Raw genomic sequence first — 22,831 nt, 5'->3', positions numbered from 1 at the left:
AATTCGCCAATAGAACGTCCGAATTCGCCAATAGAATCTAAAAAACCGCCAATAGACAGTGAAATGAATCTGCAATTTAATAAAATGGAACATAGAAAAACAATTTTTCTTTAAAATTTGTAATTTAATGCCCTAAAAGCTCGCCACCAGGCGAGTTTTCTTCGAGAAAGGGGATCTTTATGAACGAACGCTATTCAAGGCAAGTCCTTTTTCCGGGAATCGGCAAGGAAGGCCAAGAAAAAATAAGAAAAAAGCATGTTTTGATTATCGGTGCCGGGGCCCTCGGCTCAGGTAATGCGGAAATCCTGACCCGGGCCGGCGTCGGCAGATTAACCATTGTCGATCGGGACTATGTCGAGGCCAGTAATCTGCAGCGCCAGCAGCTTTATACAGAAGAGGATGTGGCAGAAAAACTACCTAAGGCAGCAACAGCTAAAAAGCGTCTAAAAGCAATTAATTCAGATGTTGAAATTAACGCCATCATCGGCGACGCCACTCCGGAGCTACTCGAGGAGCTAGCTGCGGGGGTCGACCTGATGTTAGATGCGACTGACAATTTTGAAACGCGGATGGCGATGAACGACGTTTCCCAGAAATACAACATTCCTTGGATTTACGGGGCCTGCGTCGGCAGCTATGGGATGAGTTTTTCCATCATTCCGGGTAAAACACCGTGTTTAAATTGCCTGCTGCGGACGATTCCGCTTCAGGGGATGACCTGCGATACTGGCGGCATCATTTCTCCTGCCGTGCAAATGGTCATTGCCCACCAGACTGCGGAAGCGTTGAAGATGCTGGTAGAGGATTGGGATGCAGTCCGCCAGGCCTTTGTCAGCTTCGATTTATGGAGAAATCAATATACAAGCATGAAAATGTCAAAGGCCAAATACTCGGGCTGCCTATCGTGCGGCGAGGAGCGGACATATCCTTATCTCGACCGTGAAAATATGACAAAGACCACAGTCCTGTGCGGCCGCGATACTGTGCAAATCCGTCCTGCCACACCTGGGGAAATTTCGCTAGAAAGGCTCGCAGGCCAGCTTAGCTCGCTCGGCTATACTGTAAAAGGCAATCCATATTTAGTGTCAGTTGAAATGGGCGAGGAGCGGATGGTCATCTTCCAAGACGGCCGGGCCCTTATTCACGGGACAAAAGATTTGACCCATGCGAAAACAATCTATCAAAGGATATTAGGATAAACTAAGAAACCCGAATCTTTAAAGATGCGGGTTTTACATTTTTCAACAAGTTTCACGTGGAACATTTGAAATATGTCGAAAGCTTGTAAAAGACTATTTTTTCGAAAAAAAGCCGATACTCATGTAGAATAAAATAGAGACCGAAAATGAGGAGTATTTGAACGTGAATATATCTGTCCAAAAATTATTAGCCAAAATGGAAGAAGAACTGAATCAGGCACGGGCCAGCCATAAGGAAGAAAGCTTGCGCGAAAGGGTTTACTCTATTAAAATATTATGCGAATTGATATTGGAAGAAAAGCAGACCGGACGGGATGTGCAGCCTGCATCGGCCGTTATTCAGCAAGCAACAGCAACTCAAGTATTCCAGCAGGCGGCCTATCAGCCCGCTGTCTCGCAGCCGATTTTTCAACAGCCAACAGTCACTACACCACAGCCAAAAAAATTGGAACTGGACGATGAGGCTAATGGTGATTCACTGTTTGATTTTTAAAAAGGAGAGAATAATTACATGAAAACTTTTATTGTCATCGGTGCTATTAATGCCTTTTTGGCAGTCGCACTTGGTGCTTTTGGGGCACACGGGCTAAAGGACAGATTAGATGCTCATTATCTTGAGATTTGGAAAACCGGCGTTACCTATCAAATGTTTCATGCAACCGGTATTTTAATCATTGGCCTGCTGCTTGGAAAAGCTGCAACTAGCTCTTTGTTTACCTGGTCAGGCTGGTTAATGCTTGTTGGTATCATCTTATTCAGCGGCAGCTTGTATCTATTAAGCTTAACAAAAATCGGCCCGCTTGGCGCCATCACCCCAATCGGCGGCGTTTGCTTCCTAGCGGCTTGGGTATTGATGATTCTTGGAGCGGTAAAACAATTTTAATCATGAAAAAAAGCATTGAGACCTTATTGCTCAATGCTTTTCTCATATTATCTTGGCGGGTAAGTACCTAATTGCGGCCCTGCGCCGTACGGATATTCATACTCGATTTCTTCAGCAAATGTGATGTAGTCTACGGCTACCATTGGAATCAGGAAGCGGGTGCCTTTTTGCGGATCGCTTAAGATGACATGGTCACGGCCGGCTGCCTCGATAATTCCTCTAAATTCTTTGGCATTCCACTGTGTGTTGCCTTCAAATGTAGCAAATACAGATACGAGCTTGCCTTTGTTTAAGCGTAAAATATTCTCAATATATGATTGTTCAATTGGCAGCATGCCTGGAACGGAACTGCCTCCGGCAGGCGGCCTTGGCGGAACAGCTCCTGCACCTGGAGGAAATCCTCCCGACTGAGTGGGAACAAATCCCTGCCCGCCAGCGATTGGCTGGGCTCCCTGCATTCCGGCTGCACCACCAGTATAGGGCTGAAATCCTTGAGGATTATAATATTGGCTCATTTTTTTCCCTCCTAAAAATATAAATCAATAGCCCAACAATCTATACATACTCGGAAACCTATAATTGGTTCCTACTTCTCGCTGTTTTATTAGTATGAGGGAAAGTTCAGATATATGACTTTAGGACGAGGTGCAAATGAAAAAAGCTCCCAGCTTTTTGAGTTGGGAGCTTTTAAACGAACGAGTTATACGTGTAAGAACTTTGGAATGCGCTCTTCCTCTAACAGGTTGCCGACAAAGAATGCGCCGAATTCGCCGTAGCGGGCGCTGACTTCGTCAAAACGCATTTCATAAACAAGCTTTTTAAATTGCAACACATCTTCCGCGAACAGGGTGACGCCCCATTCGTAATCATCGAAACCGACAGACCCGGTGATGATTTGGCGGACCTTGCCAGCATATTGGCGGCCAATCATGCCGTGGCTGCGCATTAGATTGCGGCGCTCCTCCATCGGCAGCATGTACCAGTTATCATTGCCCTGGCGGCGCTTATCCATTGGGTAGAAGCAGACATACTGTGTTTTTGGCAGAGTAGGATACAGGCGTGCCAAAATTTGCGGGTTCTGGTACGGATCCTCTCCTGCAGGCAGGTAGTTGCTGAGCTCGACAACGGATACATAAGAATGGGCCGGCACAAGGAATTCGGCAAATTTGGTTTTGTTGAATTCGGTTTCAATTTGGTTCAGTTCTTCCATCGTCGGGCGCAGGATCATCATCATGAAATCTGCCTTTTGGCCTACGATTGTATATAAAGCATGGCTGCCTTCTTTGCGTTCTTGGGTGGTGTTCCATTTTTCAATCAGACTTAAAAACTCGTGAATCGCCGCTTGGCGCTCATCTTCAGAAAGCATCTTCCAGGTGGTCCAGTCCACAGTGCGGAAATCATGCAGGCAATACCAGCCGTCAAGCGTTTGTGCTGCTTCACTCATTAAAATCACTCCTATGTAATCATTCTTCTTAAACAACCATAACTATACCATAGTTTGACCAAGGTTTCCCCAAATAAACCTTTAGAGGATATTTTTATGAAAAAAAGAGAATAGTAAAAAGTAGAGTGTCATTTTTTGAAAAAATAAACTTTTCTGTGGAAACGCTGTCTGTGATGAACATCGCTTGAAAAATTAATTTGGTAAAGTATCCTGATTTAAAGGAGTTTTTTTAAAGGAGTGTTTGGTGTGGATTTGTTTGAAGGTTTGAAGAATAAAATTTCTGGACGCGGCTTGAAAATTGTTTTCCCGGAAGGATTGGATGAGCGGATTGTCAGAGCGGCCAGCCGTTTGGCGGAGGAAAATCTGCTTACACCAATTTTGGTTGGGAATATTGAGCAGGTTCAGGCAAAAGCGCAGGAGCTTGGTGTATCCTTGGATGCTGCGGAAATTTATGACCCGGCGAACTACGCGGGAATGGATGAGCTTGTGGCTGCGTTTGTGGAACGCCGCAATGGCAAAGCAACCGAAGAGGATGCCCGCAAGATTTTATTAGATGAAAACTACTTTGGTACGATGCTGGTATATACAAATAAAGCACATGGGCTTGTCAGCGGTGCTGCCCACTCAACTGCCGATACCGTCCGCCCGGCCTTGCAGATCATCAAGACAAAGGCTGGCGTGAAGAAAACCTCAGGCGTGTTCATTATGGTCCGCGATGACGAGAAATATGTGTTTGCGGATTGCGCGATTAACATTGCACCTGACAGCATGGATTTAGCGGAAATCGCGATTGAAAGTGCGAAAACGGCGGAGAAGTTTGATCTTGAGCCGCGTGTTGCGATGCTATCGTTCTCAACGAAGGGCTCTGCGAAGTCGGAAGAAACGGAGCGGGTTGTGGCCGCCGTTGAAGAGGCGAAGCGCCGTGAACCGTCGCTTGTGCTCGACGGGGAATTTCAGTTTGACGCTGCCTTTGTTCCTTCTGTAGCAAAAAGCAAAGCGCCTGGCTCCGTGCTGCAGGGTGATGCAAATGTATTTATCTTCCCTAGTTTGGAAGCGGGAAATATCGGTTACAAAATTGCCCAGCGCTTAGGCGGCTTTGAAGCCGTCGGCCCGATTCTTCAGGGCTTGAACGCGCCGGTGAACGACCTCTCCCGCGGCTGCAACGAAGAGGACGTTTATAAGCTGGCGTTGATTACGGCGGCGCAGGGATTGTAATAGTATTTTGAGGGCTGGTCCGAGGCTGGACTGGCTCTTTTTTTCAGGCTTGATTTGTGATTTGTAGATATCTGGTGGAAATTTGTAGATATAATTGAATTTGTGTAGATATCTTTCAGAAATTTGTCGATATATTTCATAAATACGTTGATATATCCCAAAATTTGTAGATATCTTCCTTCGAGAGGTCGCAAACTATTTTTTTATGAAGCATTTTGATAAAATAACTCCATCATACCGTACAAGGAGCAACCAAAATGGAAGGTTTATTGCGACAACCACAGTGGCGGATTATTGACCAGTCCTCGGTCGGGCCGCATTTTCAGGCGCTTCAGTCATTTGGCATCGATGACACACTTTGTGCCTCGGTCGGAGCGGGACAGGCTCCGGCAACAGCGCGCACGTGGGTGCATCACAACACGATTGTCCTCGGCATACAAGATACAAAACTGCCATTCTTACAGGAGGGCATTCAATTTTTACAAGAAAAGGGCTATCAGTCTATCGTCAGGAATTCCGGCGGACTTGCCGTGGTTCTCGATGAAGGGGTCCTTAACATCTCGTTGATTCTTCCGGAGGCGGAAAAAGGAATCGACATCAACCGCGGCTATGATGCGATGTGGGTGCTAATCCAGCGGATGTTTGCTGATTACACGCAGCAGATTGAAGCGAGGGAAATCGTCGGTTCCTACTGCCCTGGCAGCTATGACCTCAGCATCGGCGGAAAAAAATTTGCCGGCATTTCGCAGCGCCGTTTGAAAAAAGGGGTCGCAGTCCAGATTTATCTTTGTGTAAACGGGAGCGGGTCGGAGCGCGCTGAACTTGTTCGCGAATTTTACAGAAAAGCCAAACGAAATGAGCCAACCAAGTTCGTGTATCCCGAAATCGTCCCGGAAGTCATGGCCTCACTTTCAGAGCTGCTCGGAGTGGAACTTAGCATAGCCGACGTCATGCTTAGGCTCTTAACGGAGTTGAAAAATACCAGTGACCGGCTGTTTGCCGGCCCGTTAAATGAATACGAACTGGAGCTTTTGCCGGGCTACTACCAGAGAATTGTCGAGCGGAACGAAAAGCTGGCGGAGATGTAGCGAATCCGGCAAAGCCTGCTGACGTTACAGCTTTCCGCCAATTGGTGGGCCTTATCCGTAAGTTGGCAGGCCCTATCTGCAAGTTGGGACTGGCGTGGAGTGTATTCACGGAGCTAATTTTTCAAACCAAGCAAAAAAGCCGTTACATCCTTTGTAAAGGATGTCCGGCCTTTTTTGAATAAAGATGCTGTGCGTCTCTCTCCCACTGCTTTCTGTCTAGAGAATTATTCGGCTACCTTTTCGAGGTTCCCGTTGCGGTCCATTTTGAACTTTGTTGCCGGACGTTCCTCTTCCTCAAAAAGAACAAGCTTGCGGGCGCGGTTCATAATCTTCATGAGGGTCTCGTAATCTTCCTGCATCGTTTCGCGGTTATCCTCAAGATCCCTGACTTTCGAGCTCAATTCTTCATTCTGCTGTCTCAGGTCAGCAATTTCTCTTTTTAATCTTTCATTCTCAGTTTTTAATACATCATTTTGCAGATTGGAATGTTTAAAGTTTTCCAAGAAAGCAATGATGGTATCCATTGTGAGACCGGATGCTGATGTTGTCACGGCTGGCCTGTAGGTCTGTACCGGCGCTGTTTGCGCTTGCGTCTGCACCAATGCTTCTACTGCCATTTCAACCGTCATGTCCTGCATTTCAGCAGGGGCCTCAGGCATCACTTCACTCTGAACGTTTAAAACTCCTAAATCTTCGGAGACTGGAACCGGCGGATTGTAGAGAAGCTTTTTCTTGCCGCCCTGATCCTTTCCTAGGATTCTTTGTCTTTGTTTGCGCTGTTTTTTCGCTAATTGTAACGCTTTTTCATAGCGATGGCGGACAACGGCGTTCCATCTGAAACCGCAGGCTGCGGAGGTCCGGTTCAATTTGTCTCCTACCTCTTCAAATGCGTTCAGCTGGGTGCTGCCCTCCCTCACGTGTCTGAGGACGGTTTCAGCCAATAGCAAATCGTCTTCATCTGTCCATGCATCTTGACGAACTTTCATATGTTTTCATCTCCCTAACATAATTTCCAAATGATTTGCCGGGCAAATTCCGGCGAAATTATAAAAAGTTCTAGTCTTATGATGGACAAGTTTTCTAGGCTTTATACCAAAATGGTTAAAAGGATAATAGATTTTTTTGCTAATAGGTAAGTATAATGCAACTATTTTGGTGATTCGCTTTGGATGCCGATTGGCCGCGGTTTTATTGAGAAGTAGAACCCTAATTGCTAAACTTTGCAACTTGCATTGAAATCAGAGAAAATGTAAAATACGTTAGGAGTTAAATGTACGGCACTGAGGTTTTAAATTTTTTTCGAATTGTGATTTTTCTCATTGTAATTTCAATATGGTAGTTGGTTAAACTATTATTTATAGATTGTTTTTGTAGAAAGGGTTGTAATAAATGTCCAATGAATTTCGCGTTTGCGACGATTGTCAAGCCGTAAATTTAAAGACATTGATCCCTCGTCTGAAAGAGATTGACCCGAATGCCGAAATCAAAATCGGCTGCCAGTCTTACTGCGGACCCGGCCGAAAAAAGACGTTCGCCTTTGTCAATAACCGCCCGCTCGCGGCCCTGACAGAAGAGGAATTAATGGAGAAAATCAATAAAAAGCTAAAATAATCACCTTTGAACACTGGGCCAAGGTGATTTTTCTTTTGTGTGAACGGCAGATGTCCACCCGACGGACAATGTCCATGGGCGGTACCTAACACCACAGCCTTGTCGAAAAATACTGAAGAAAATTGTTGAATTTTGGATGATTTACCCTTTTAGTGGGGATATAATAGAAGCAAGAATATCAGGAAGAGGGAAATCAATGTTGTATTCGGCGGAAAAATTAAGCGAAGAAAAAGTGTTTAAGGACCCCGTCCATCGCTATGTCCACGTCCGCGACCGGGCAATTTGGGATTTGGTCGGGACGAAGGAGTTTCAGCGTTTAAGACGCATTAAGCAGCTAGGGACGACCTTTTTGACCTTTCACGGTGCAGAGCACAGCCGATTCAACCATTCCCTTGGCGTTTACGAAATTGTCCGCCGGATCATCGATGACGTGTTCGAAGGAAGGCCGGAATGGAACGACGATGACCGCCTTCTCACGCTTTGCGCAGCCTTGCTGCACGACCTCGGCCACGGTCCGTTTTCCCACGCCTTTGAGAAAGTGTTCGGCTTTGACCATGAGGACTTCACCCGTGCGATTATCCTCGGGAGCACAGAGGTAAACAGGGTCCTCCAAAGAGTCAGCCCGGAGTTTCCTGAGCAGGTAGCCGAAGTGATCGCGAAAACCTCGGAAAAGAAGATGGTCGTCAGCCTGATTTCCAGTCAAATAGACGCCGACCGGATGGATTATCTACAGCGCGATGCCTACTTTACTGGGGTAAGCTATGGGCAGTTTGACATGGAGCGGATTTTAAGGGTGATGCGCCCGCGCGAGGATCAGGTCGTCATTAAAAAGAGCGGCATGCATGCGGTCGAGGATTATATCATGAGCCGCTACCAAATGTACTGGCAGGTTTACTTCCACCCCGTCTCCCGCAGTGCAGAGGTTATTTTGACAAAAATCCTCCATCGCGCCAAGGAATTATTTAAGAAAAACTATTCTTTTAAACATGAACCGATTCACTTTATCTCTTTTTTCACGGAGCAAGTGACGTTAGAAGACTATTTAAAATTAGATGAATCTGTGATTATGTTTTATTTTCAGATCTGGCAGGAGGAGGCCGACCCCATTTTAAGCGACCTCTGCCAACGTTTTGTCAATCGGAATTTATTCAAGTATGCCGAATTTGATCCTGCCAAGGAATATAAGAAGCTCGCCGAATTAACGTTGCTTTTTGAAAAAGCAGGCATTGATCCCGAATATTACTTGGTGGTCGATTCTTCATCAGATCTGCCATATGACTTTTACCGTCCGGGTGAGGAAGAGGAACGGCTGCCGATTCATCTGTTGATGAAAAATGGGGACTTGCGGGAGCTTTCCCGCGAATCAGAAATCGTCGATGCGATTTCGGGAAAACGCAGAACGGACCACAAGCTTTACTATCCGGCTGATTTTCTTGAGGACACTGCCATTGGTACAGAGTGGAAAAAGAAAATTCGCGCCCTTTTACAATAAGTATTGTTAAATGGAGTAGGAGATGACGAACATTGCTGAAAGATCATGCCAAACTGATGCAGGCAATTCTAGTTTCCGGTGAAATAATCGGAAGAAAAAAGCTGCAGAAGATGATATATATTGCTAAAAAAATTGATTTTCCGTTTCAAGACCGCTTCCAATTTCACTTTTACGGCCCATACTCTGAGGAATTGACGACTCGCGTAGAGGAGCTTTGCAATATGGGGTTTCTTAATGAAGTGAAGGAGAAAAAGGGCGGATATTATCAATATCGCTATACATTGACCGATTCAGGCAAGGAGTTTTTAAGTCTAAACGAAGTGGACATGCCTTGTTTGGCGGATTGCCTGACCGATATGAATGACCAGAATGCTAGATTCCTTGAACTGGTTTCGACGGTTTTATATTTTGATAATCTTCCAAAGGAAGAGGTTGCCCAGAAGGTGTTCACCTTAAAAAGCAGCCAGCGCTACACGGATGAAGAAATCGATGAGGCGTATCGATATATTGAGGCATTAAAAGTCAAGGTAACGCAATAAAGGCAATCGTAAAAAAACCGCTTGAATCACGGCCGATTCTAAGCGGTTTTCTTTTGGACTGGATTGCTAGTGTCCACCTCAGGCGGACAAAAGTCCACATGCGGTGCCTGACACCTTATTTGTCGCTGAAGCGAACTCCTGCTCTTGCGTAGTGGTTTTTGCTCATTTCTTCGATGAAGATGGTGATGTTTTCTTTTGGTGCGCCGGTGGTTTCGCTGACAGCGTCGGTTACTTTTTCAACGAGCGCTTTCTTTTGATCCTCGGTGCGACCTTCAAGCATTTTAACAGTTACATATGGCATACTAACTTCCTCCTTTTAATGGGTCATGATTGTAGTGTTCCACAAACGGCCAAAATGTGCAAGAATCGTCGGCACATTTGGTTTTCTTTTTCCATGCGGTTTCATGTATACTTAAAGGAAACTAGAGAGATACCAAGCTGTTTTTTCACGAGAGAGGAGAAACCCATTTGGAAGGTTTTAGTCGCTTTTTCGCATACCCGTTGGAGCTGGTTCCCTACGTCGCGATTACGCTCGTGTTTGCTTTTACATTTCACGAATTTGCCCATGCTTACGTTGCCTATAAATTCGGCGACCACACTGCCCAAAAGCAAGGCCGCCTGACGTTAAATCCGCTGCAGCATCTTGATCCATTCGGGACCATTTTAATTTTTATCGCTGGCTTTGGCTGGGCCCGTCCTGTTCCGGTCAATCGCTTTTTCTTTAAGAAGCCGCGCCTTGCCGGAGTGCTTGTGTCAGCCGCGGGGCCGCTAAGCAATTTGGTGCTGGCTTGCCTCGGCTTTATTATCGCCTATGGGCTGAACCGGTTTGGGGTCAATGCACCAGATCGTTTATATGATTTTTTTGAAATCTTTATTCAGCTCAATGTGGTATTGTTTATTTTTAATCTTCTTCCCCTGCCGCCGCTTGACGGCTACCGGATTGTGGAAGATTTGGCGCCCAATGAAGTCCGGGCCAAAATGACACAATATGAACAGTATGGGATATTAATTTTTCTGATATTAGTCATCACACCGCTCGACAGCTATACGATTCAGCCGATATTTAATGTTGTCGTCCCGTGGGTGGCTGGTGGATTAAGCAATTTCTTTTATGGTTTGTTTTTTTAAAGGAGGTTTATAGCATCAATGGAAGAAAACAAGAAAAAACTAGGTTTTAATATTATTAAAAATGACCCGACAGACGGGCACAAGGGCTATGGCAAGGGGGCGTTGAGCCTTGATAATGTTTCGCCGGTCATTATTGACGTCAATGCCGGAGAAGCAGAGATTGATGTCGGTGCGATGCATGCCCGCAGCGTCGTTGAAAAAGGGATCAAATTCCTCCCGAATCAGGACGATGTGCCAAATGGCAAGCCGTATTGGCTTGTGTGGGTGACGGTTGACCGCAAGCCGGAAGGTCCTTATTATGCTGGAGTGACAGCCTGTTATATGACTGTTGACCGGGAAATTCGCCGCGGCTACAAGTCGCTGCCCGAGCACGTCAACCGCATGGATAAATCGCTGAAGCGCCACATTATCGTCGACCATATGGACGACAAATCGAAAAAGGTGCTAGCCGATTTTCTGCGCGGCCATAACGAAGATTTATGGAACAATTCGACCGATGAACTGAAAAACGGTTTGCAGGCTGATTAGAATATTTTAGGGAAAATCAAGCCCCTTTTAAACGCTAATTATGAACATTTTTTTACAAAAATAAAAGATGTCAAACTCTTGTAGTTTTTTTCAAAAATGGGTAGTATTATAAGAAGTGTGAAAACACTGTAAGACTAGGACAGGAAAAAGCTCCGGGGCTGAACCCGGAGCTTTTTCCGTTCATTTAGCTAATATGAAGGTATAAATTCAACTACGCCTCATGAACCGTCCTATCGGACTCGCCAATCGACGAGTTTTCATTTAACTCCATGGAAGAATGCGTTTGTACCATGGGGTTTTTTGGTCATCGCCATTCTTATCATGCTTTTTCGAACCGCCTTTGCCGATATGCTCGGTGCAATATTCGGTTGGTTCCGTGCCAGTCACGTAGTAGGTGAAGCGGCGGACTGGACAATCCCTGGTCGCCAGCTTGCCGTTCGTCGGGTCGACGTAAAGCCCGATGACACCCTCTTTTGGCGGCTTGAATGCTTTGACGGGCTTGCCGTCCAAAGCCTCCTCCATGAAATTCGCCCAAACGTTCTTCGCATACGTTTTTTCGGCAGTAACATCAAGCGGTTTGCCGATATCATAGCCTGCCCAAACGGCCGTTACCAGCTGTGGCGAGAAGCCGATCATCCAGCTGTCCGTTTCCGTCGAACCGGATTTTCCGGCATAGGGGCGGGTCAAGTCGTTGATGATAGTGCTTCCCGTAACCCTGGCATAGCCGCTTAGCTTTGGATCGAACACGCCGGTCATCATTTGCGTCATGACGAATGCTTTGGCCGGGTCCAACACCTTTTCCTCTTTATTTTCCTTTTCATAAATGACATTGCCATTAAAGTCTTCCACTCTCGTAATCAAGTTCGGGCTGACCTTTTTGCCGCCATTGGCGAACATGCTGTAGGCGTTCGCCATTTCAATCACCCGGACGCCTGAGGTGCCCAGCGCAAGTGACGGCACTTTCGACATTTTGGTCGACAGGCCGAATTTCTTCGCTGTATCAATTAACGTTTCTTCCCCTAAAAAGAGGTGGGTTTTTACGGCAAAAATATTATCAGAAACCGCAAGGGCCTGGGCAAGGGTAATCTCGCCGTCAGCATACTTATTGTTAAAATTATGCGGCGTATAATCGGCCTGGCCGTCATCAAACTGGAATTTTGTAAACTCGCTCCGCATCGTTGACGATGGCGTGAAGCCGTGCTCAAGGGCAGCGTAGTACAGGAGCGGCTTGATGGTCGAACCTGGCTGGCGGACCGCCTGGACGGCCCGGTTGAACGGACTTTTTTCATAATCCCGGCCGCCGACCATCGCCTTAACATTGCCGTTTTTCGGATCCATTGCGACAAGACCGACCTGAATTTCCGAGGATTTTGAGACATACCGATTGACCTGCTCCTCAGCCGCCTCCTGCTGCTTCATGTTCAGTGTCGTATAGACTTTTAGGCCGCCGAGGGCAATGGTCCGGTCATCGAGATGAAGCTGATTTTTCAAGGCTTTTTTGACCGCATCCTGAAAATAAGGGGCGGTCCTTGCTTTAACCGTCGGGTGTTCCCCCACGAAGACAAGGCGCTGCCCGGCCGCAATTTGGGCTGCATCTTTCTTGATGTATCCGTTTTTCACCATGCTTTGCAAAATAATGTTTTGCCGCGCCTTCGCGTTTTCGAAAGACCGGAGCGGTGAATAGATGCCCGGCCCCTTCGGAATGCCGGCGAGCAGGCTTGCTTCTGCCAGCGAGAGGTCGGTTGCTTTTTTACCATAATAATATTGACTGGCGGCTTCGACCCCATAAGCGCCGTTGCCGTAATAAATCGTATTTAAATAGCCTTCGAGAATTTGTTGTTTAGAATAGTTCATCTCGAGGCGGATCGCATAAAAGGCTTCGGTTAGCTTTCGAGTCCAAGTTTTGTCATGCTCGAGGAAAAGGTTTCGAGCGTATTGCTGGGTGATGGTACTTGCCCCCTGAACCTTGGAGAAGGCCTTGATATCGGCGAGAACTGCCCCGGCAATCCGCTTATAATCAAACCCATGATGCTCGTAAAAATTTTTATCCTCAATCGCGATGGTCGCATTGACGAGATCCGGAGAGATATCGTTAAGCTTTGCCCAGTAGCGTTTCTGGCCGTTATTGCTTTCGCCGATCAGCGTTCCGTCGTCAGCGAAGAATAAAGTCGACTGCGGAACGGCGAGCGGCGGCGGTCCTAGTATTTTCGCATAGGCGAGGACGCCGAGGAAAAGTACAAGCATACAAATCATGCCAATCAAGCTGATGATGATTAGAGCACGCAAATATTTAACTGTTTTTCGAAAACCGTGATTCGTCATGACTTCCATGCTAACTTCACCCCCTGTTTTTTTGTAATGCCGTTCTGACGGGAAATTTTGGATTTTGGAAAAAACCGATAGTAATAGTATTGAAAAAATAGACTCTTTTTAAACAATTTTTTGCAGGAATTTGAAACATTTTTGCTAGACTTTTTCATGTGTTTGTAATTCAATAGTTTGGGTAGTATAAATTTGAAGTGTTTATTAGAAAAAAGAGGAAAGGAAGATGGTTAGATGGGCGGACTTTGGTTTACGGAAAAGCAGACCGAGAACTTTGGGATTACGATGAAAGTGAATCAAACTTTACATACAGAACAAACCGAGTTTCAAATGCTGGAAATGGTGGAAACAGCCGAGTGGGGCAACATGCTCTTGCTGGACGGCATGGTCATGACTTCGGTAAAAGATGAGTTCGTTTACCATGAGATGGTCGCACATGTGCCGTTATTTACGCATCCGAATCCAGAGAATGTGCTGGTTGTCGGCGGCGGTGATGGCGGCGTCATCCGCGAGGTGTTGAAGCACCCAAGTGTGAAAAAGGCGACGCTTGTCGATATCGACGGGAAAGTAATCGAGTATTCGAAGAAGTTCCTGCCTGAGATTGCCGGCTGGCTGGACGACCCTCGTGTCGATGTCCGCGTCGATGACGGGTTTATGCACATTGCCAATAGTGAAAATGAATACGATGTCATTATGGTAGACTCGACTGAACCGGTTGGACCCGCCGTGAACCTGTTTACAAAGGGCTTCTATGCCGGGATTTCCAAGGCATTGAAGGAAGACGGAATCTTTGTGGCCCAGTCAGACAACCCGTGGTTTAAAGCGGAACTGATTCGCAATGTGCAGCGTGACGTCCGTGAAATTTTCCCGCTGACCAACCTTTATGTTGCCAACATCCCAACCTATCCAAGCGGCCTGTGGGCATTCACCATTGGATCGAAAAAATACGATCCGCTCGCAGTCGGCGACGACCGCTTCCACGACATCGAAACACGATACTACACAAAAGAACTCCACAAGGCAGCCTTTGTTCTGCCGAAATTTGTGGGGGATTTATTGAAATAAATTGATCCGGTGATGTATTGGGGGGCGTACCCCCGTTAGAAAGGGGAATAAATGATGCGTTTTGATGAAGCGTATTCGGGGAATGTGTACATTAAGAGCCACCCGAATTTTGAGGAGAGTCAGGTTGTATTATATGGAATGCCGATGGACTGGACGGTAAGCTACCGCCCGGGTTCCCGTTTCGGCCCGGCACGGATTCGCGAGGTGTCGATTGGGCTTGAGGAGTACAGCCCGTACCTCGACCGTGAGCTTGATGAAGTAAAATATTTCGATGCGGGCGATATTCCGCTTCCGTTTGGGAATGCCCAGAAGAGCCTTGATATTATTGAAGATTTCATTGACCAGGTATTGGCTGCCGAGAAGTTCCCGTTTGGCATGGGCGGGGAGCACCTAGTTTCCTGGCCGGTTATGAAGGCTGTTTTTAAAAAATACCCGGATTTGGCGATTATCCATATGGATGCTCATACCGACCTGCGTGAAAATTATGAGGGTGAGCCGTTATCACACTCTACACCAATTCGTAAAATCGCTGAGCATATTGGGCCGCACAATGTGTATTCTTTCGGCATCCGTTCCGGGATGAAGGAAGAATTCGAGTGGGCCAAACAAAACGGCATGCATATTTCCAAGTTTGAAGTGCTTGAGCCGTTAAAGGAAATTCTGCCGAAGCTTGCTGGTCGTCCGGTTTATGTCACAATCGATATCGACGTCCTCGATCCGGCGCATGCGCCAGGAACTGGTACCGTCGATGCGGGCGGAATCACCTCAAAAGAGCTGCTTGCTTCGATTCATGCGATTGCCCGTTCTGAGGTAAATGTGGTCGGCTGCGACCTTGTCGAAGTGGCGCCAATCTATGACCCATCCGAACAAACAGCCAATACTGCGAGCAAGCTAATTCGTGAAATGATGCTGGGATGGGTGAAATAACTAGTGGGGGTCATCTGGCTCCGATGATGTAACGCGTAAAAATAAAGGGGAACTGACCCCTACAGGATGCCTGCCCTAGTTTTGGGTAGGCTTCTTTTTGATTTGCAGGCTTTCCAAGTTTATAATAGGAAAAGTATGCGAAACGGCGTGTAAGTCAATGTTATAGACATGGACAGAGAAAAATGAGCTTATCAAAGTTCCTTTTTAAAAAGAAAAAGGAAGTGCAACATGGAGATTCCGGTAAAGGTTAATGTAAAGACGACGATTGATGAACAGGAGACGTTTGAACTGACGGTGTTTGGCCGTTACTTTCAAAAAGATCAGGCATCCTACCTGCAGTATGAGGAAGTGCTGGAGGAGGGGACGGTGCGCACGATTGTGAAAACATCACAAGACGAGGCCCTGATCCTAAGAAGCGGCCCTTTGAAGATGCGACTGCCCTTTCAACTGAATCGGAAGCTTCGCGGCAGTTATGAGCTGGCGTTTGGGACATTTGAGACAACGACAAAGGCGCGGAAGCTGGACTATTCATACGACAATGGCAGCGGACAAATCAGCATCCTATATGATTTTGCCATGCAGGGGACGCCTGCCGGTACATACCATTTAGAAATAAGTTTTCAGGAGGAACAAAAATGAATATTGTGGGACAAGTGCAGCAAAAGATTAAGGAGGAAATTCGGGCAGCAGTGCTGAAGGCAGGGCTTGCGTCCGAAGAGCAGATTCCGGATGTGATTCTCGAAACCCCGAAGGAGAAGGCACATGGCGATTATTCGACTAACATGGCGATGCAGCTGGCACGGGTGGCGAAGAAAGCACCGCGGATGATTGCCGAGGCCCTTGTGGAGAACTTCGACCGTTCCAAGGCTTCCATTGAAAAAATGGAAATCGCCGGGCCGGGGTTTATTAATTTTTACATGAATAATTCGTATTTGACTGAGCTGATTCCGACGATTTTGCAGGCTGGGGACAAGTATGGCGAGACGACAGTTGGCGGCGGCCAGAAAATCCAAGTGGAATTCGTGTCGGCGAATCCAACGGGCGACCTTCACTTAGGACATGCTCGCGGTGCGGCGGTCGGTGATTCTTTAAGCAACATTTTGGCCAAGGCTGGCTATGATGTGTCCCGTGAATATTACATCAATGATGCGGGAAATCAGATTAATAACTTGGCGCTTTCTGTTGAAGCGCGCTATTTCCAAGCGCTTGGTCTGGAAAAAGAAATGCCGGAGGACGGCTACCACGGTGCGGACATTGTGGGGATTGGCAAGCAGCTTGCGGAAGAGTTTGGCGATAAATATGTAAATGTCTCTGAAGAAGAGCGGTTTGAATTTTTCCGGGAGTATGGCTTGAAATATGAAATGAAAAAGCTCCAAAGGGACCTCGAGGACTTCCGTGTCCGTTTTGATGTGTGGTATTCGGAAACATCGCTTTATAAGAATGGGAAAATTGACACGGCGCTGGCGGCATTGCGGGAGAGCGGTTATATTTACGAGCAGGACGGCGCGACCTGGCTGCGTTCTACCGACCTCGGCGACGACAAGGACCGTGTTCTGATTAAGCAGGACGGCTCTTATACGTATTTGACGCCGGATGTTGCCTATCACAAGGACAAGCTTGAGCGCGGCTTTGAAAAATTGATTAACATTTGGGGTGCGGACCACCACGGTTATATTCCAAGGATGAAGGCGGCGATTCAGGCGCTCGGCTATGACCGCGAGGCGCTCGAGGTTGAGATCATCCAGCTTGTTCATTTGTATAAAAACGGCGAGAAGATGAAGATGTCGAAGCGGACTGGAAAGGCTGTAACAATGCGGGATCTGGTTGATGAGGTCGGCCTCGATGCGACGCGTTATTTCTTTGCGATGCGCAGCTCGGATACTCATATGGATTTTGATTTGGATTTGGCGGTATCGCAGTCGAATGAAAATCCGGTTTATTATGCGCAGTATGCTCATGCGCGGATTTGTTCAATTTTGCGGTCTGGCGAAGAACAGGGCTTTGCTGTTGATTCCGGCGCAGATTTTTCAATGGTGGCTTCTGAAAAGGAAATCGAATTGTTGAAAAAGTTGGGCGAGTTCCCGCATGCGGTTGGCGAAGCGGCGTTGAAGCGCGTGCCGCACCGGGTTACCAATTACATTTTTGAATTGGCTTCGACGTTCCACAGCTTTTATAATGCGGAAAAGGTGCTCGAGGCTGGTGAGCCTGAGCGGACTAAGGCACGCCTTGGATTGGTGAATGCTGTGCAGATTACGTTAAGGAATGCACTGGCGTTGATTGGGGTTTCGGCACCGGAAAAAATGTAGTATATATTATCAGATTTGAAATGCCTCCTTTTTTTAAGGGGGCATTTTTATTGGGGGTGGCGAGTAAAATGGGGATTTTGGCGAGTAAATGGATCAAACAGACGAGTAAATTTTGAAATTAGGCGAGTAATTTTAAAAAGTGGTCGAGTAAATCCCAGAAACTGACGAGTAAGCAAAAAATGACGCACAAAATTAGATTAACGGCCCTTGATTTTTATCAAATAGTCCCTAAAAATATGAATACCCTCCAAAAAAATGCAAATAGTAATAGTGTACTTATTTGTGAGGAGTGGACCGAACGCATGAATGTAGGCAGAGCGAAGGAAATTTTGGAATCCGCGGATATGATTAATGTGACCTATGAGGGAACGCCGGTCATTATCCAGCATGTGGATGAAGCATCGAAAATGGCGCGAATATATTCCAAGACGGAACCTGAACATGAGCAGGATGTTCCTGTCTTAAACTTAATTGAAGAATAAAAGAGTCTCCGGGGTCGGGGACTCTTTTTACTGGAGTTATTTAATTTCAAGCGCACCTCCGCTAATCCGTTTAAAGCCGCGAATCTTGCTTAAATCCTCCACCAATTTCAAACAGGCTTGATCCTTCGCTTTTGCCTCAATCATGAAATCAACATCCTGCCCAGCCTCTTTCAGCAATTTTAAAAATGGCATGATAAACTCCGGGTCGACGAAATCCGCATGGGAGCGGAATTCTTTTTCCGACTTGGGAGAGGAGATGTGTACCTTTGGCAAGAGGCTCGGCCGATGGGACCAGGTTTGGAAAATGCTTGATATCAGTTCCTCAAGCGGCTTGGCACAAGGATTGGCCATATGGTGATGGTAATCAAAAACGAACGGAATCGTCTCTTCTTCACATACAGCCAGCGTCTCTTCTGCGGTATACGTTTTGTCGTCATTTTCTAAGGTCATAATATTTTTTATATGAGCAGGCAAGGCTTTCAGGTTTTGATGAAATCGGGAAAGTGCCTGCTGTTTGTCACCATAAGCACCGCCGATATGGATGTTAATCAAGCTTTTCGCCGCAACTCCCATGGCATCCAGCATTTGAAAATGGTAGGTCATGTCGATCACTGCGTTCTCCGTAATTTGCGGCTTTGGCGAGGTAAACAAGGTAAATTGGTTCGGGTGAAAGCTGACCCTTAGGTTGTGCTCTTTCACAAGGTCGCCAATTTCCCGCCACTCGCTGCGAAATGGGGCGACGAAGTCCCAGCGCACCTCAGGATGGGTGGCAAGCGGAACAATCGAGCTGGAGAATCGATACAGCTCCAGCTCATGAGCCACATTATAATGGAGCATCCGCAGTGTGTGGTTCAGATTTTGTTTCGTAATCTCGCGGAGTTTGTCCGCCCGCTCCTCAGAGTTCAGCTGTTGATACCGCGCAAAGGTTAGCGTCTTGGCCGGAGAGGCATCCCACAAACTAATCGCATGCGAAACATACCCAAAGCGAATTCTCATTACTCCCACCTCCCATAAAAATAGTTCACCCCAAATGTTCACGTCAGTGCCTGAGGCCTTATAAAAAGTAAGAAACCAATCCAGCAACAGCTTCTTTCATCGACCTGGCCAAGTTTGGTTTGTTCAGTTGCTCGAGTGTGAGCCGGGTAGAGTCGTGGACGTCTTTGTCCAGTATGCCTTTTATTCGGTCAATAAAGTTTGGGTCGTAGATGTAGCAGTTGATTTCTTGGTTTAAAAAGAGGCTGCGTTTGTCAAAGTTGGCAGTACCGATGTCGGCGACCTTGTCATCAATGACGATGGTTTTGGCATGGTAAAACCCTTTATTATACTGATATACCAATGCACCTACGCGAAGTAGCGTTCGTAAATACTTGAACGACGCCTCTTTTACGAGTGCGTGGTCAGAAACTGCCGGTACAATGATGGTCAGACAGACGCCCCGCTGTACCGCCTTCTGCAGCTCCGCAAAAATCTTCCTACTTGGAATAAAGTAAGGTGTGCCGATGGTAATTGATTTTTCGGCCAATTGGATAAGACTGATGAACATACATTCCAGCTGATCGGCTTCTGTCGGAATAAATTGCTGACGGACAGCGCCCTTAGGCAATTTCGGGAAATATTTCGACTCACCCTGCAAGTCAACCCCCGTGCATCGCTCCCAATCAATCAGAAACTCACTTTGTAGAAAATTGACGCTTTCACTGCTGATTTTTAGATGATAATCACGCCATGGGCCAAGGCTTGGTTCTTCGTCAATATATTCCTTCCCGATATTAAACCCGCCAAGATAGCCAATTCGCCCATCTATAATCGAAATCTTACGGTGGTTCCGGACCTGCATCGAGTAAAAAAGATAAGGGAGCTTCACCGGATTGCTGAAGGCAAACTCGACCCCCGCCGCGCGTAGCTCTTTTATCTCAGCTCCTTTTACTTTCCAGCTGCCAAGCCGGTCCAGCAGCAAGCGAACCTCAACTCCGGTCCGTGCTTTTTCTTTTAAAATTGAAAGAAATTCCTGACTAAATGCATCATCCTTTACAATATAAAACAACACATGGATATGTCTTTCTGCCTCGCGCAGCACGGAGAAGTAGTCGTGAAACAGTTCCTTGCCATGAGGAAAAATGTCAAAATCACCATGCAGGATGGGAGTTTCCATTTTTCTTACAGAAGAATGATGCTTATGTCGCCCTAGACAAAAGTCCAGAATAAGCCATATAATGAAAAGTGAGACAATTCCGAAAAAAATGACGAAAAAATTCATTGGAAAACCTTCCTCCAATCAGTTTCGTTAGTTTTTCCAACAACAAACATTTCTATAAGTTTGCAAAAATTCATTGACTGAATGCTCATTCATATTATAATAGAGTTAAGGTAATTCAGAAAATTTACTATTTTGAACATCTAGTAAAAAAATTAGGGGAGAAATCAACGAAAGGGGCTTATTTCATGAATGGACTTTTATGGGTCAACCTTATTGCCTTCTTGGCCGTAACCGCTTACGCGCTGAGCCTGTTCGTCTATGTTGTCAAAACACGGATCGAATATATGAAGCTTGGCAAAAAGGAAGAGTTTGACAACAATGTCAAAGAACGTATGCGAAAAATCTGGGTCATGGTATTTGGGCAGAAGAAGCTTTTAAAGGATAAAAAGAGTGGTGCCATCCACGTTATGTTCTTTTACGGCTTCATTCTTGTTCAATTTGGAGCGATCGATTTTATTTGGAAAGGGATTGCACCAGGCTCTCACCTTCCGCTGGGACCGCTTTATCCGGCATTTACATTCTTCCAGGAGATCGTCACTTTAGTCATTTTAGTGGCAACTTTCTGGGCATTTCATCGCCGTTATGTTGAAAAACTTGTCCGCTTAAAGCGAGGCTTTAAATCAGGTCTTGTATTAATCTTTATCGGCGGCTTAATGATTTGGGTGCTATTAGGAAACGGAATGGGCATCATCTGGCACGGTGAAGAAACTTCCTTGGCAGAACCAGTGGCATCTCTCATTTCAATCATCTTCGCCGGTATCGGCAAAACAGCAGCAGTGTCCATCTTTTATGTAGCATGGTGGCTGCACTTGATTTTCTTATTGGCATTCTTAGTATACGTACCGCAAGGAAAACACGCTCACTTAATCGCCGGTCCTGCAAACGTTTACCTGAATCGTTTGGATAAAGCAGGTAAATTGAGAAAGATTGACTTTGAGGACGAATCCGCTGAATCATTTGGCGTTGGAAAAATTGAAGACTTCACACAACTGCAAATGATGGACTTCTATGCTTGTGTAGAATGCGGCCGCTGTACAAATATGTGTCCTGCAACCGGCACAGGCAAAATGCTGTCGCCAATGGATTTAATCGTGAAAATGCGTGATCACCTTACCAATTACGGTGCGGCTGTGACGCAAAAGCAGCCATGGGTACCAACTTTTGCATTTTCCGGTACAAAGGGTAACCAGCTAGCGCTTGCCGCTGCAGGACAAGGCGCTTCCGAAACGGCAGCAACTTCCATCTACAGCCCAAGCCTAATCGGCGATGTCATCACCGAAGAAGAAATCTGGGCTTGTACAACCTGCCGTAACTGTGAAGACCAATGTCCGGTTATGAATGAGCACGTTGAAAAGATTATCGACCTTCGCCGTTACCTAGTTTTAACAGAAGGAAAATTGGACGCTGATGCACAGCGCGCGATCACTAACATCGAGCGTCAGGGCAACCCTTGGGGCTTGAACAGAAAAGAGCGCGAAACATGGCGCGAAACCCGTGAAGACGTTGAAGTTAAAACTGTAAAAGAAATAAACAAAGCTGGCGAAGAGTTCGAGTACCTGTTCTGGGTTGGCTCAATGGGCTCATACGACAACCGCAGCCAGAAGATTGCGTTGTCGTTCGCGAAGCTGTTAAATGAAGCTGGCGTCAAGTTCGCTATCTTAGGAAACAAAGAAAAGAACTCTGGCGACACGGTTCGTCGTCTAGGAAACGAGTTCTTGTTCCAAGAGCTTGCTAACAATAATATCGCTGAAATTGAAAAGGCAGAAGCGAAGAAAATTGTGACGATTGACCCGCACGCCTACAATATTTTCAAAAATGAATACCCTGATTTCGGGTTGCAGGCTGAGGTTTATCACCATACGGAAGTTCTTTTTGAACTTGTCCGCGATGGCCGGTTGAAGCCAAAGCATGCAGTAAACGAAACGATTACGTTCCACGATTCTTGTTATCTGGGCCGTTACAACGACGTTTATGATCCGCCGCGTGAAATCTTGAAGGCCATCCCAGGAGTGAAGCTGGTGGAAATGGAACGGAACCGTGAAAAGGGAATGTGCTGCGGCGCCGGCGGCGGCTTGATGTGGATGGAGGAAGAAACAGGACATCGCATCAACGTGGCACGTACAGAGCAGGCATTATCGGTGAACCCATCTGTCATCAGCTCCGGCTGTCCATACTGCTTGACAATGCTGTCAGACGGTACAAAAGCGAAAGAGGTTGAAGACAAGGTTGCTACCTACGACGTAGCTGAGCTTCTTGAAAAAGCTGTCTGCGGCGAGCCTGCGGCAGTGGCATCGTAAGACTGAAAATTGAATTTTAAAATAGCAGAGGTTGATTGCATACACGCG

At 46.5% G+C, this 22,831-nt stretch carries 23 protein-coding genes; 16 read left to right on the top strand and 7 right to left on the bottom strand.

The window, feature by feature from the left end:
- Nucleotides 1-179 precede the first annotated feature (179 nt).
- The 3 genes from V5M37_RS28215 to V5M37_RS28205 all read left to right on the top strand — a co-directional run bounded on the left by V5M37_RS28215 (nucleotide 180) and on the right by V5M37_RS28205 (nucleotide 2,082).
- Entirely contained in the window at nucleotides 180-1,199 is a 1,020-nt protein-coding gene (locus V5M37_RS28215) for a thiazole biosynthesis adenylyltransferase ThiF (RefSeq protein WP_423800155.1), read from the top strand.
- A gap of 163 nt (nucleotides 1,200-1,362) precedes the next feature.
- Nucleotides 1,363-1,692 (top strand): YwdI family protein, encoded by a 330-nt coding sequence (locus tag V5M37_RS28210; protein ID WP_423800154.1) that lies wholly within the window; start codon nucleotides 1,363-1,365, stop codon nucleotides 1,690-1,692.
- 18 nt (nucleotides 1,693-1,710) lie between these two features.
- Complete coding sequence (locus V5M37_RS28205) at nucleotides 1,711-2,082, top strand: DUF423 domain-containing protein (RefSeq protein ID WP_213117082.1); 372 nt, start codon at nucleotides 1,711-1,713, stop codon at nucleotides 2,080-2,082.
- A 47-nt stretch (nucleotides 2,083-2,129) separates the two neighbouring features.
- On the opposite strand, the gene gerQ is transcribed toward V5M37_RS28205, so the two are convergent.
- Both gerQ and hemQ read right to left on the bottom strand, forming a co-directional pair.
- The gene (gene gerQ / locus V5M37_RS28200; RefSeq protein ID WP_423800153.1) at nucleotides 2,130-2,597 is read right to left on the bottom strand and encodes a spore coat protein GerQ; all 468 of its coding nucleotides are present in this window, start codon (nucleotides 2,595-2,597) and stop codon (nucleotides 2,130-2,132) included.
- A gap of 185 nt (nucleotides 2,598-2,782) precedes the next feature.
- The gene (gene hemQ, locus V5M37_RS28195; protein WP_423800152.1) at nucleotides 2,783-3,526 is read right to left on the bottom strand and encodes a hydrogen peroxide-dependent heme synthase; all 744 of its coding nucleotides are present in this window, start codon (nucleotides 3,524-3,526) and stop codon (nucleotides 2,783-2,785) included.
- A 246-nt stretch (nucleotides 3,527-3,772) separates the two neighbouring features.
- On the opposite strand from hemQ, the gene pta reads away from it, so the two are divergent.
- On the top strand, nucleotides 3,773-4,741 hold the full coding sequence (gene pta / locus V5M37_RS28190) for a phosphate acetyltransferase (RefSeq protein WP_423800151.1): 969 nt from the start codon (nucleotides 3,773-3,775) through the stop codon (nucleotides 4,739-4,741).
- 257 nt (nucleotides 4,742-4,998) lie between these two features.
- Nucleotides 4,999-5,829 (top strand): lipoate--protein ligase family protein, encoded by an 831-nt coding sequence (locus V5M37_RS28185; RefSeq protein WP_423800150.1) that lies wholly within the window; start codon nucleotides 4,999-5,001, stop codon nucleotides 5,827-5,829.
- A 224-nt stretch (nucleotides 5,830-6,053) separates the two neighbouring features.
- Here V5M37_RS28185 and V5M37_RS28180 read toward each other — a convergent pair whose 3' ends face one another.
- Nucleotides 6,054-6,815 (bottom strand): RsfA family transcriptional regulator, encoded by a 762-nt coding sequence (locus V5M37_RS28180; RefSeq protein ID WP_213147938.1) that lies wholly within the window; start codon nucleotides 6,813-6,815, stop codon nucleotides 6,054-6,056.
- Between the two features lie 403 nt (nucleotides 6,816-7,218).
- Here V5M37_RS28180 and V5M37_RS28175 point away from each other — a divergent pair, with 403 nt between their 5' ends.
- The 3 genes from V5M37_RS28175 to V5M37_RS28165 all read left to right on the top strand — a co-directional run bounded on the left by V5M37_RS28175 (nucleotide 7,219) and on the right by V5M37_RS28165 (nucleotide 9,471).
- A complete protein-coding gene (locus tag V5M37_RS28175; protein ID WP_213147939.1) occupies nucleotides 7,219-7,440 on the top strand; it encodes a DUF1450 domain-containing protein in 222 nt (73 codons plus the stop codon).
- Between the two features lie 196 nt (nucleotides 7,441-7,636).
- Nucleotides 7,637-8,932 (top strand): HD domain-containing protein, encoded by a 1,296-nt coding sequence (locus V5M37_RS28170; protein WP_423800149.1) that lies wholly within the window; start codon nucleotides 7,637-7,639, stop codon nucleotides 8,930-8,932.
- A 32-nt stretch (nucleotides 8,933-8,964) separates the two neighbouring features.
- Nucleotides 8,965-9,471 (top strand): YwgA family protein, encoded by a 507-nt coding sequence (locus V5M37_RS28165; protein ID WP_423800148.1) that lies wholly within the window; start codon nucleotides 8,965-8,967, stop codon nucleotides 9,469-9,471.
- Nucleotides 9,472-9,586: 115 nt separating this feature from the next.
- Here V5M37_RS28165 and V5M37_RS28160 read toward each other — a convergent pair whose 3' ends face one another.
- Nucleotides 9,587-9,772: a 2-hydroxymuconate tautomerase gene (locus V5M37_RS28160; protein ID WP_423800147.1), complete on the bottom strand. Its 186-nt coding sequence runs from the start codon at nucleotides 9,770-9,772 to the stop codon at nucleotides 9,587-9,589.
- A 167-nt stretch (nucleotides 9,773-9,939) separates the two neighbouring features.
- Between V5M37_RS28160 and V5M37_RS28155 the strand changes: the two genes are divergently transcribed.
- Together V5M37_RS28155 and V5M37_RS28150 are read left to right on the top strand one after the other, a co-directional pair.
- Nucleotides 9,940-10,599 carry a site-2 protease family protein gene (locus V5M37_RS28155; RefSeq protein WP_423800146.1) on the top strand — a complete coding sequence of 220 codons (660 nt, stop codon included), beginning with the start codon at nucleotides 9,940-9,942 and terminating at the stop codon, nucleotides 10,597-10,599.
- 18 nt (nucleotides 10,600-10,617) lie between these two features.
- Nucleotides 10,618-11,127 carry a YwhD family protein gene (locus V5M37_RS28150; protein ID WP_423800145.1) on the top strand — a complete coding sequence of 170 codons (510 nt, stop codon included), beginning with the start codon at nucleotides 10,618-10,620 and terminating at the stop codon, nucleotides 11,125-11,127.
- Between the two features lie 261 nt (nucleotides 11,128-11,388).
- Here V5M37_RS28150 and V5M37_RS28145 read toward each other — a convergent pair whose 3' ends face one another.
- Nucleotides 11,389-13,458, bottom strand: coding sequence for a transglycosylase domain-containing protein (locus V5M37_RS28145; RefSeq protein WP_423800144.1), 2,070 nt, complete (start codon nucleotides 13,456-13,458; stop codon nucleotides 11,389-11,391).
- Between the two features lie 225 nt (nucleotides 13,459-13,683).
- On the opposite strand from V5M37_RS28145, the gene speE reads away from it, so the two are divergent.
- From speE to V5M37_RS28120, 5 genes are all read left to right on the top strand, one after another.
- Nucleotides 13,684-14,514: a spermidine synthase gene (speE, locus tag V5M37_RS28140; protein WP_423800143.1), complete on the top strand. Its 831-nt coding sequence runs from the start codon at nucleotides 13,684-13,686 to the stop codon at nucleotides 14,512-14,514.
- 54 nt (nucleotides 14,515-14,568) lie between these two features.
- Nucleotides 14,569-15,441 carry an agmatinase gene (gene speB, locus V5M37_RS28135; RefSeq protein WP_423800142.1) on the top strand — a complete coding sequence of 291 codons (873 nt, stop codon included), beginning with the start codon at nucleotides 14,569-14,571 and terminating at the stop codon, nucleotides 15,439-15,441.
- A gap of 228 nt (nucleotides 15,442-15,669) precedes the next feature.
- A complete protein-coding gene (locus V5M37_RS28130) occupies nucleotides 15,670-16,080 on the top strand; it encodes a DUF1934 domain-containing protein (protein WP_423800141.1) in 411 nt (136 codons plus the stop codon).
- Nucleotides 16,077-17,747: an arginine--tRNA ligase gene (gene argS / locus V5M37_RS28125; RefSeq protein ID WP_423800140.1), complete on the top strand. Its 1,671-nt coding sequence runs from the start codon at nucleotides 16,077-16,079 to the stop codon at nucleotides 17,745-17,747. Before V5M37_RS28130 ends, argS begins: the two co-directional genes overlap by 4 nt.
- Before the next feature lie 302 nt (nucleotides 17,748-18,049).
- A complete protein-coding gene (locus tag V5M37_RS28120) occupies nucleotides 18,050-18,229 on the top strand; it encodes an H-type small acid-soluble spore protein (protein WP_423800139.1) in 180 nt (59 codons plus the stop codon).
- 36 nt (nucleotides 18,230-18,265) lie between these two features.
- On the opposite strand, the gene uvsE is transcribed toward V5M37_RS28120, so the two are convergent.
- A complete protein-coding gene (gene uvsE / locus V5M37_RS28115; protein WP_423800138.1) occupies nucleotides 18,266-19,225 on the bottom strand; it encodes a UV DNA damage repair endonuclease UvsE in 960 nt (319 codons plus the stop codon).
- A 58-nt stretch (nucleotides 19,226-19,283) separates the two neighbouring features.
- Complete coding sequence (gene cls, locus V5M37_RS28110) at nucleotides 19,284-20,486, bottom strand: cardiolipin synthase (RefSeq protein ID WP_423800137.1); 1,203 nt, start codon at nucleotides 20,484-20,486, stop codon at nucleotides 19,284-19,286.
- 185 nt (nucleotides 20,487-20,671) lie between these two features.
- Between cls and V5M37_RS28105 the strand changes: the two genes are divergently transcribed.
- On the top strand, nucleotides 20,672-22,783 hold the full coding sequence (locus V5M37_RS28105; protein WP_423800136.1) for a heterodisulfide reductase-related iron-sulfur binding cluster: 2,112 nt from the start codon (nucleotides 20,672-20,674) through the stop codon (nucleotides 22,781-22,783).
- Nucleotides 22,784-22,831 lie beyond the last annotated feature (48 nt).

This window comes from Neobacillus sp. SAB-20_R2A, assembly GCF_049568635.1.
Classification (GTDB): Bacteria; Bacillota; Bacilli; order Bacillales; family Cytobacillaceae; genus Neobacillus; species Neobacillus citreus.
The sequence above is the reverse complement of the archived record's forward strand: the minus strand, read 5'-3'. Positions and strand labels throughout refer to the sequence as shown.

Excerpts from the sequence above, each read along its gene's own strand:
- V5M37_RS28215 (WP_423800155.1), top strand. The coding sequence starts at position 180 with ATGAACGAACGCTATTCAAGGCAAGTCCTTTTTCCGGGAATCGGCAAG.
- V5M37_RS28205 (WP_213117082.1), top strand. The coding sequence starts at position 1,711 with ATGAAAACTTTTATTGTCATCGGTGCTATTAATGCCTTTTTGGCAGTC.
- gerQ (WP_423800153.1), bottom strand. The coding sequence starts at position 2,597 with ATGAGCCAATATTATAATCCTCAAGGATTTCAGCCCTATACTGGTGGT.
- hemQ (WP_423800152.1), bottom strand. The coding sequence starts at position 3,526 with ATGAGTGAAGCAGCACAAACGCTTGACGGCTGGTATTGCCTGCATGAT.
- V5M37_RS28185 (WP_423800150.1), top strand. The coding sequence starts at position 4,999 with ATGGAAGGTTTATTGCGACAACCACAGTGGCGGATTATTGACCAGTCC.
- V5M37_RS28180 (WP_213147938.1), bottom strand. The coding sequence starts at position 6,815 with ATGAAAGTTCGTCAAGATGCATGGACAGATGAAGACGATTTGCTATTG.
- V5M37_RS28175 (WP_213147939.1), top strand. The coding sequence starts at position 7,219 with ATGTCCAATGAATTTCGCGTTTGCGACGATTGTCAAGCCGTAAATTTA.
- V5M37_RS28170 (WP_423800149.1), top strand. The coding sequence starts at position 7,637 with ATGTTGTATTCGGCGGAAAAATTAAGCGAAGAAAAAGTGTTTAAGGAC.
- V5M37_RS28160 (WP_423800147.1), bottom strand. The coding sequence starts at position 9,772 with ATGCCATATGTAACTGTTAAAATGCTTGAAGGTCGCACCGAGGATCAA.
- V5M37_RS28150 (WP_423800145.1), top strand. The coding sequence starts at position 10,618 with ATGGAAGAAAACAAGAAAAAACTAGGTTTTAATATTATTAAAAATGAC.
- V5M37_RS28145 (WP_423800144.1), bottom strand. The coding sequence starts at position 13,458 with ATGGAAGTCATGACGAATCACGGTTTTCGAAAAACAGTTAAATATTTG.
- speE (WP_423800143.1), top strand. The coding sequence starts at position 13,684 with ATGGGCGGACTTTGGTTTACGGAAAAGCAGACCGAGAACTTTGGGATT.
- speB (WP_423800142.1), top strand. The coding sequence starts at position 14,569 with ATGCGTTTTGATGAAGCGTATTCGGGGAATGTGTACATTAAGAGCCAC.
- V5M37_RS28130 (WP_423800141.1), top strand. The coding sequence starts at position 15,670 with ATGGAGATTCCGGTAAAGGTTAATGTAAAGACGACGATTGATGAACAG.
- argS (WP_423800140.1), top strand. The coding sequence starts at position 16,077 with ATGAATATTGTGGGACAAGTGCAGCAAAAGATTAAGGAGGAAATTCGG.
- V5M37_RS28120 (WP_423800139.1), top strand. The coding sequence starts at position 18,050 with ATGAATGTAGGCAGAGCGAAGGAAATTTTGGAATCCGCGGATATGATT.
- uvsE (WP_423800138.1), bottom strand. The coding sequence starts at position 19,225 with ATGAGAATTCGCTTTGGGTATGTTTCGCATGCGATTAGTTTGTGGGAT.
- cls (WP_423800137.1), bottom strand. The coding sequence starts at position 20,486 with ATGAATTTTTTCGTCATTTTTTTCGGAATTGTCTCACTTTTCATTATA.
- V5M37_RS28105 (WP_423800136.1), top strand. The coding sequence starts at position 20,672 with ATGAATGGACTTTTATGGGTCAACCTTATTGCCTTCTTGGCCGTAACC.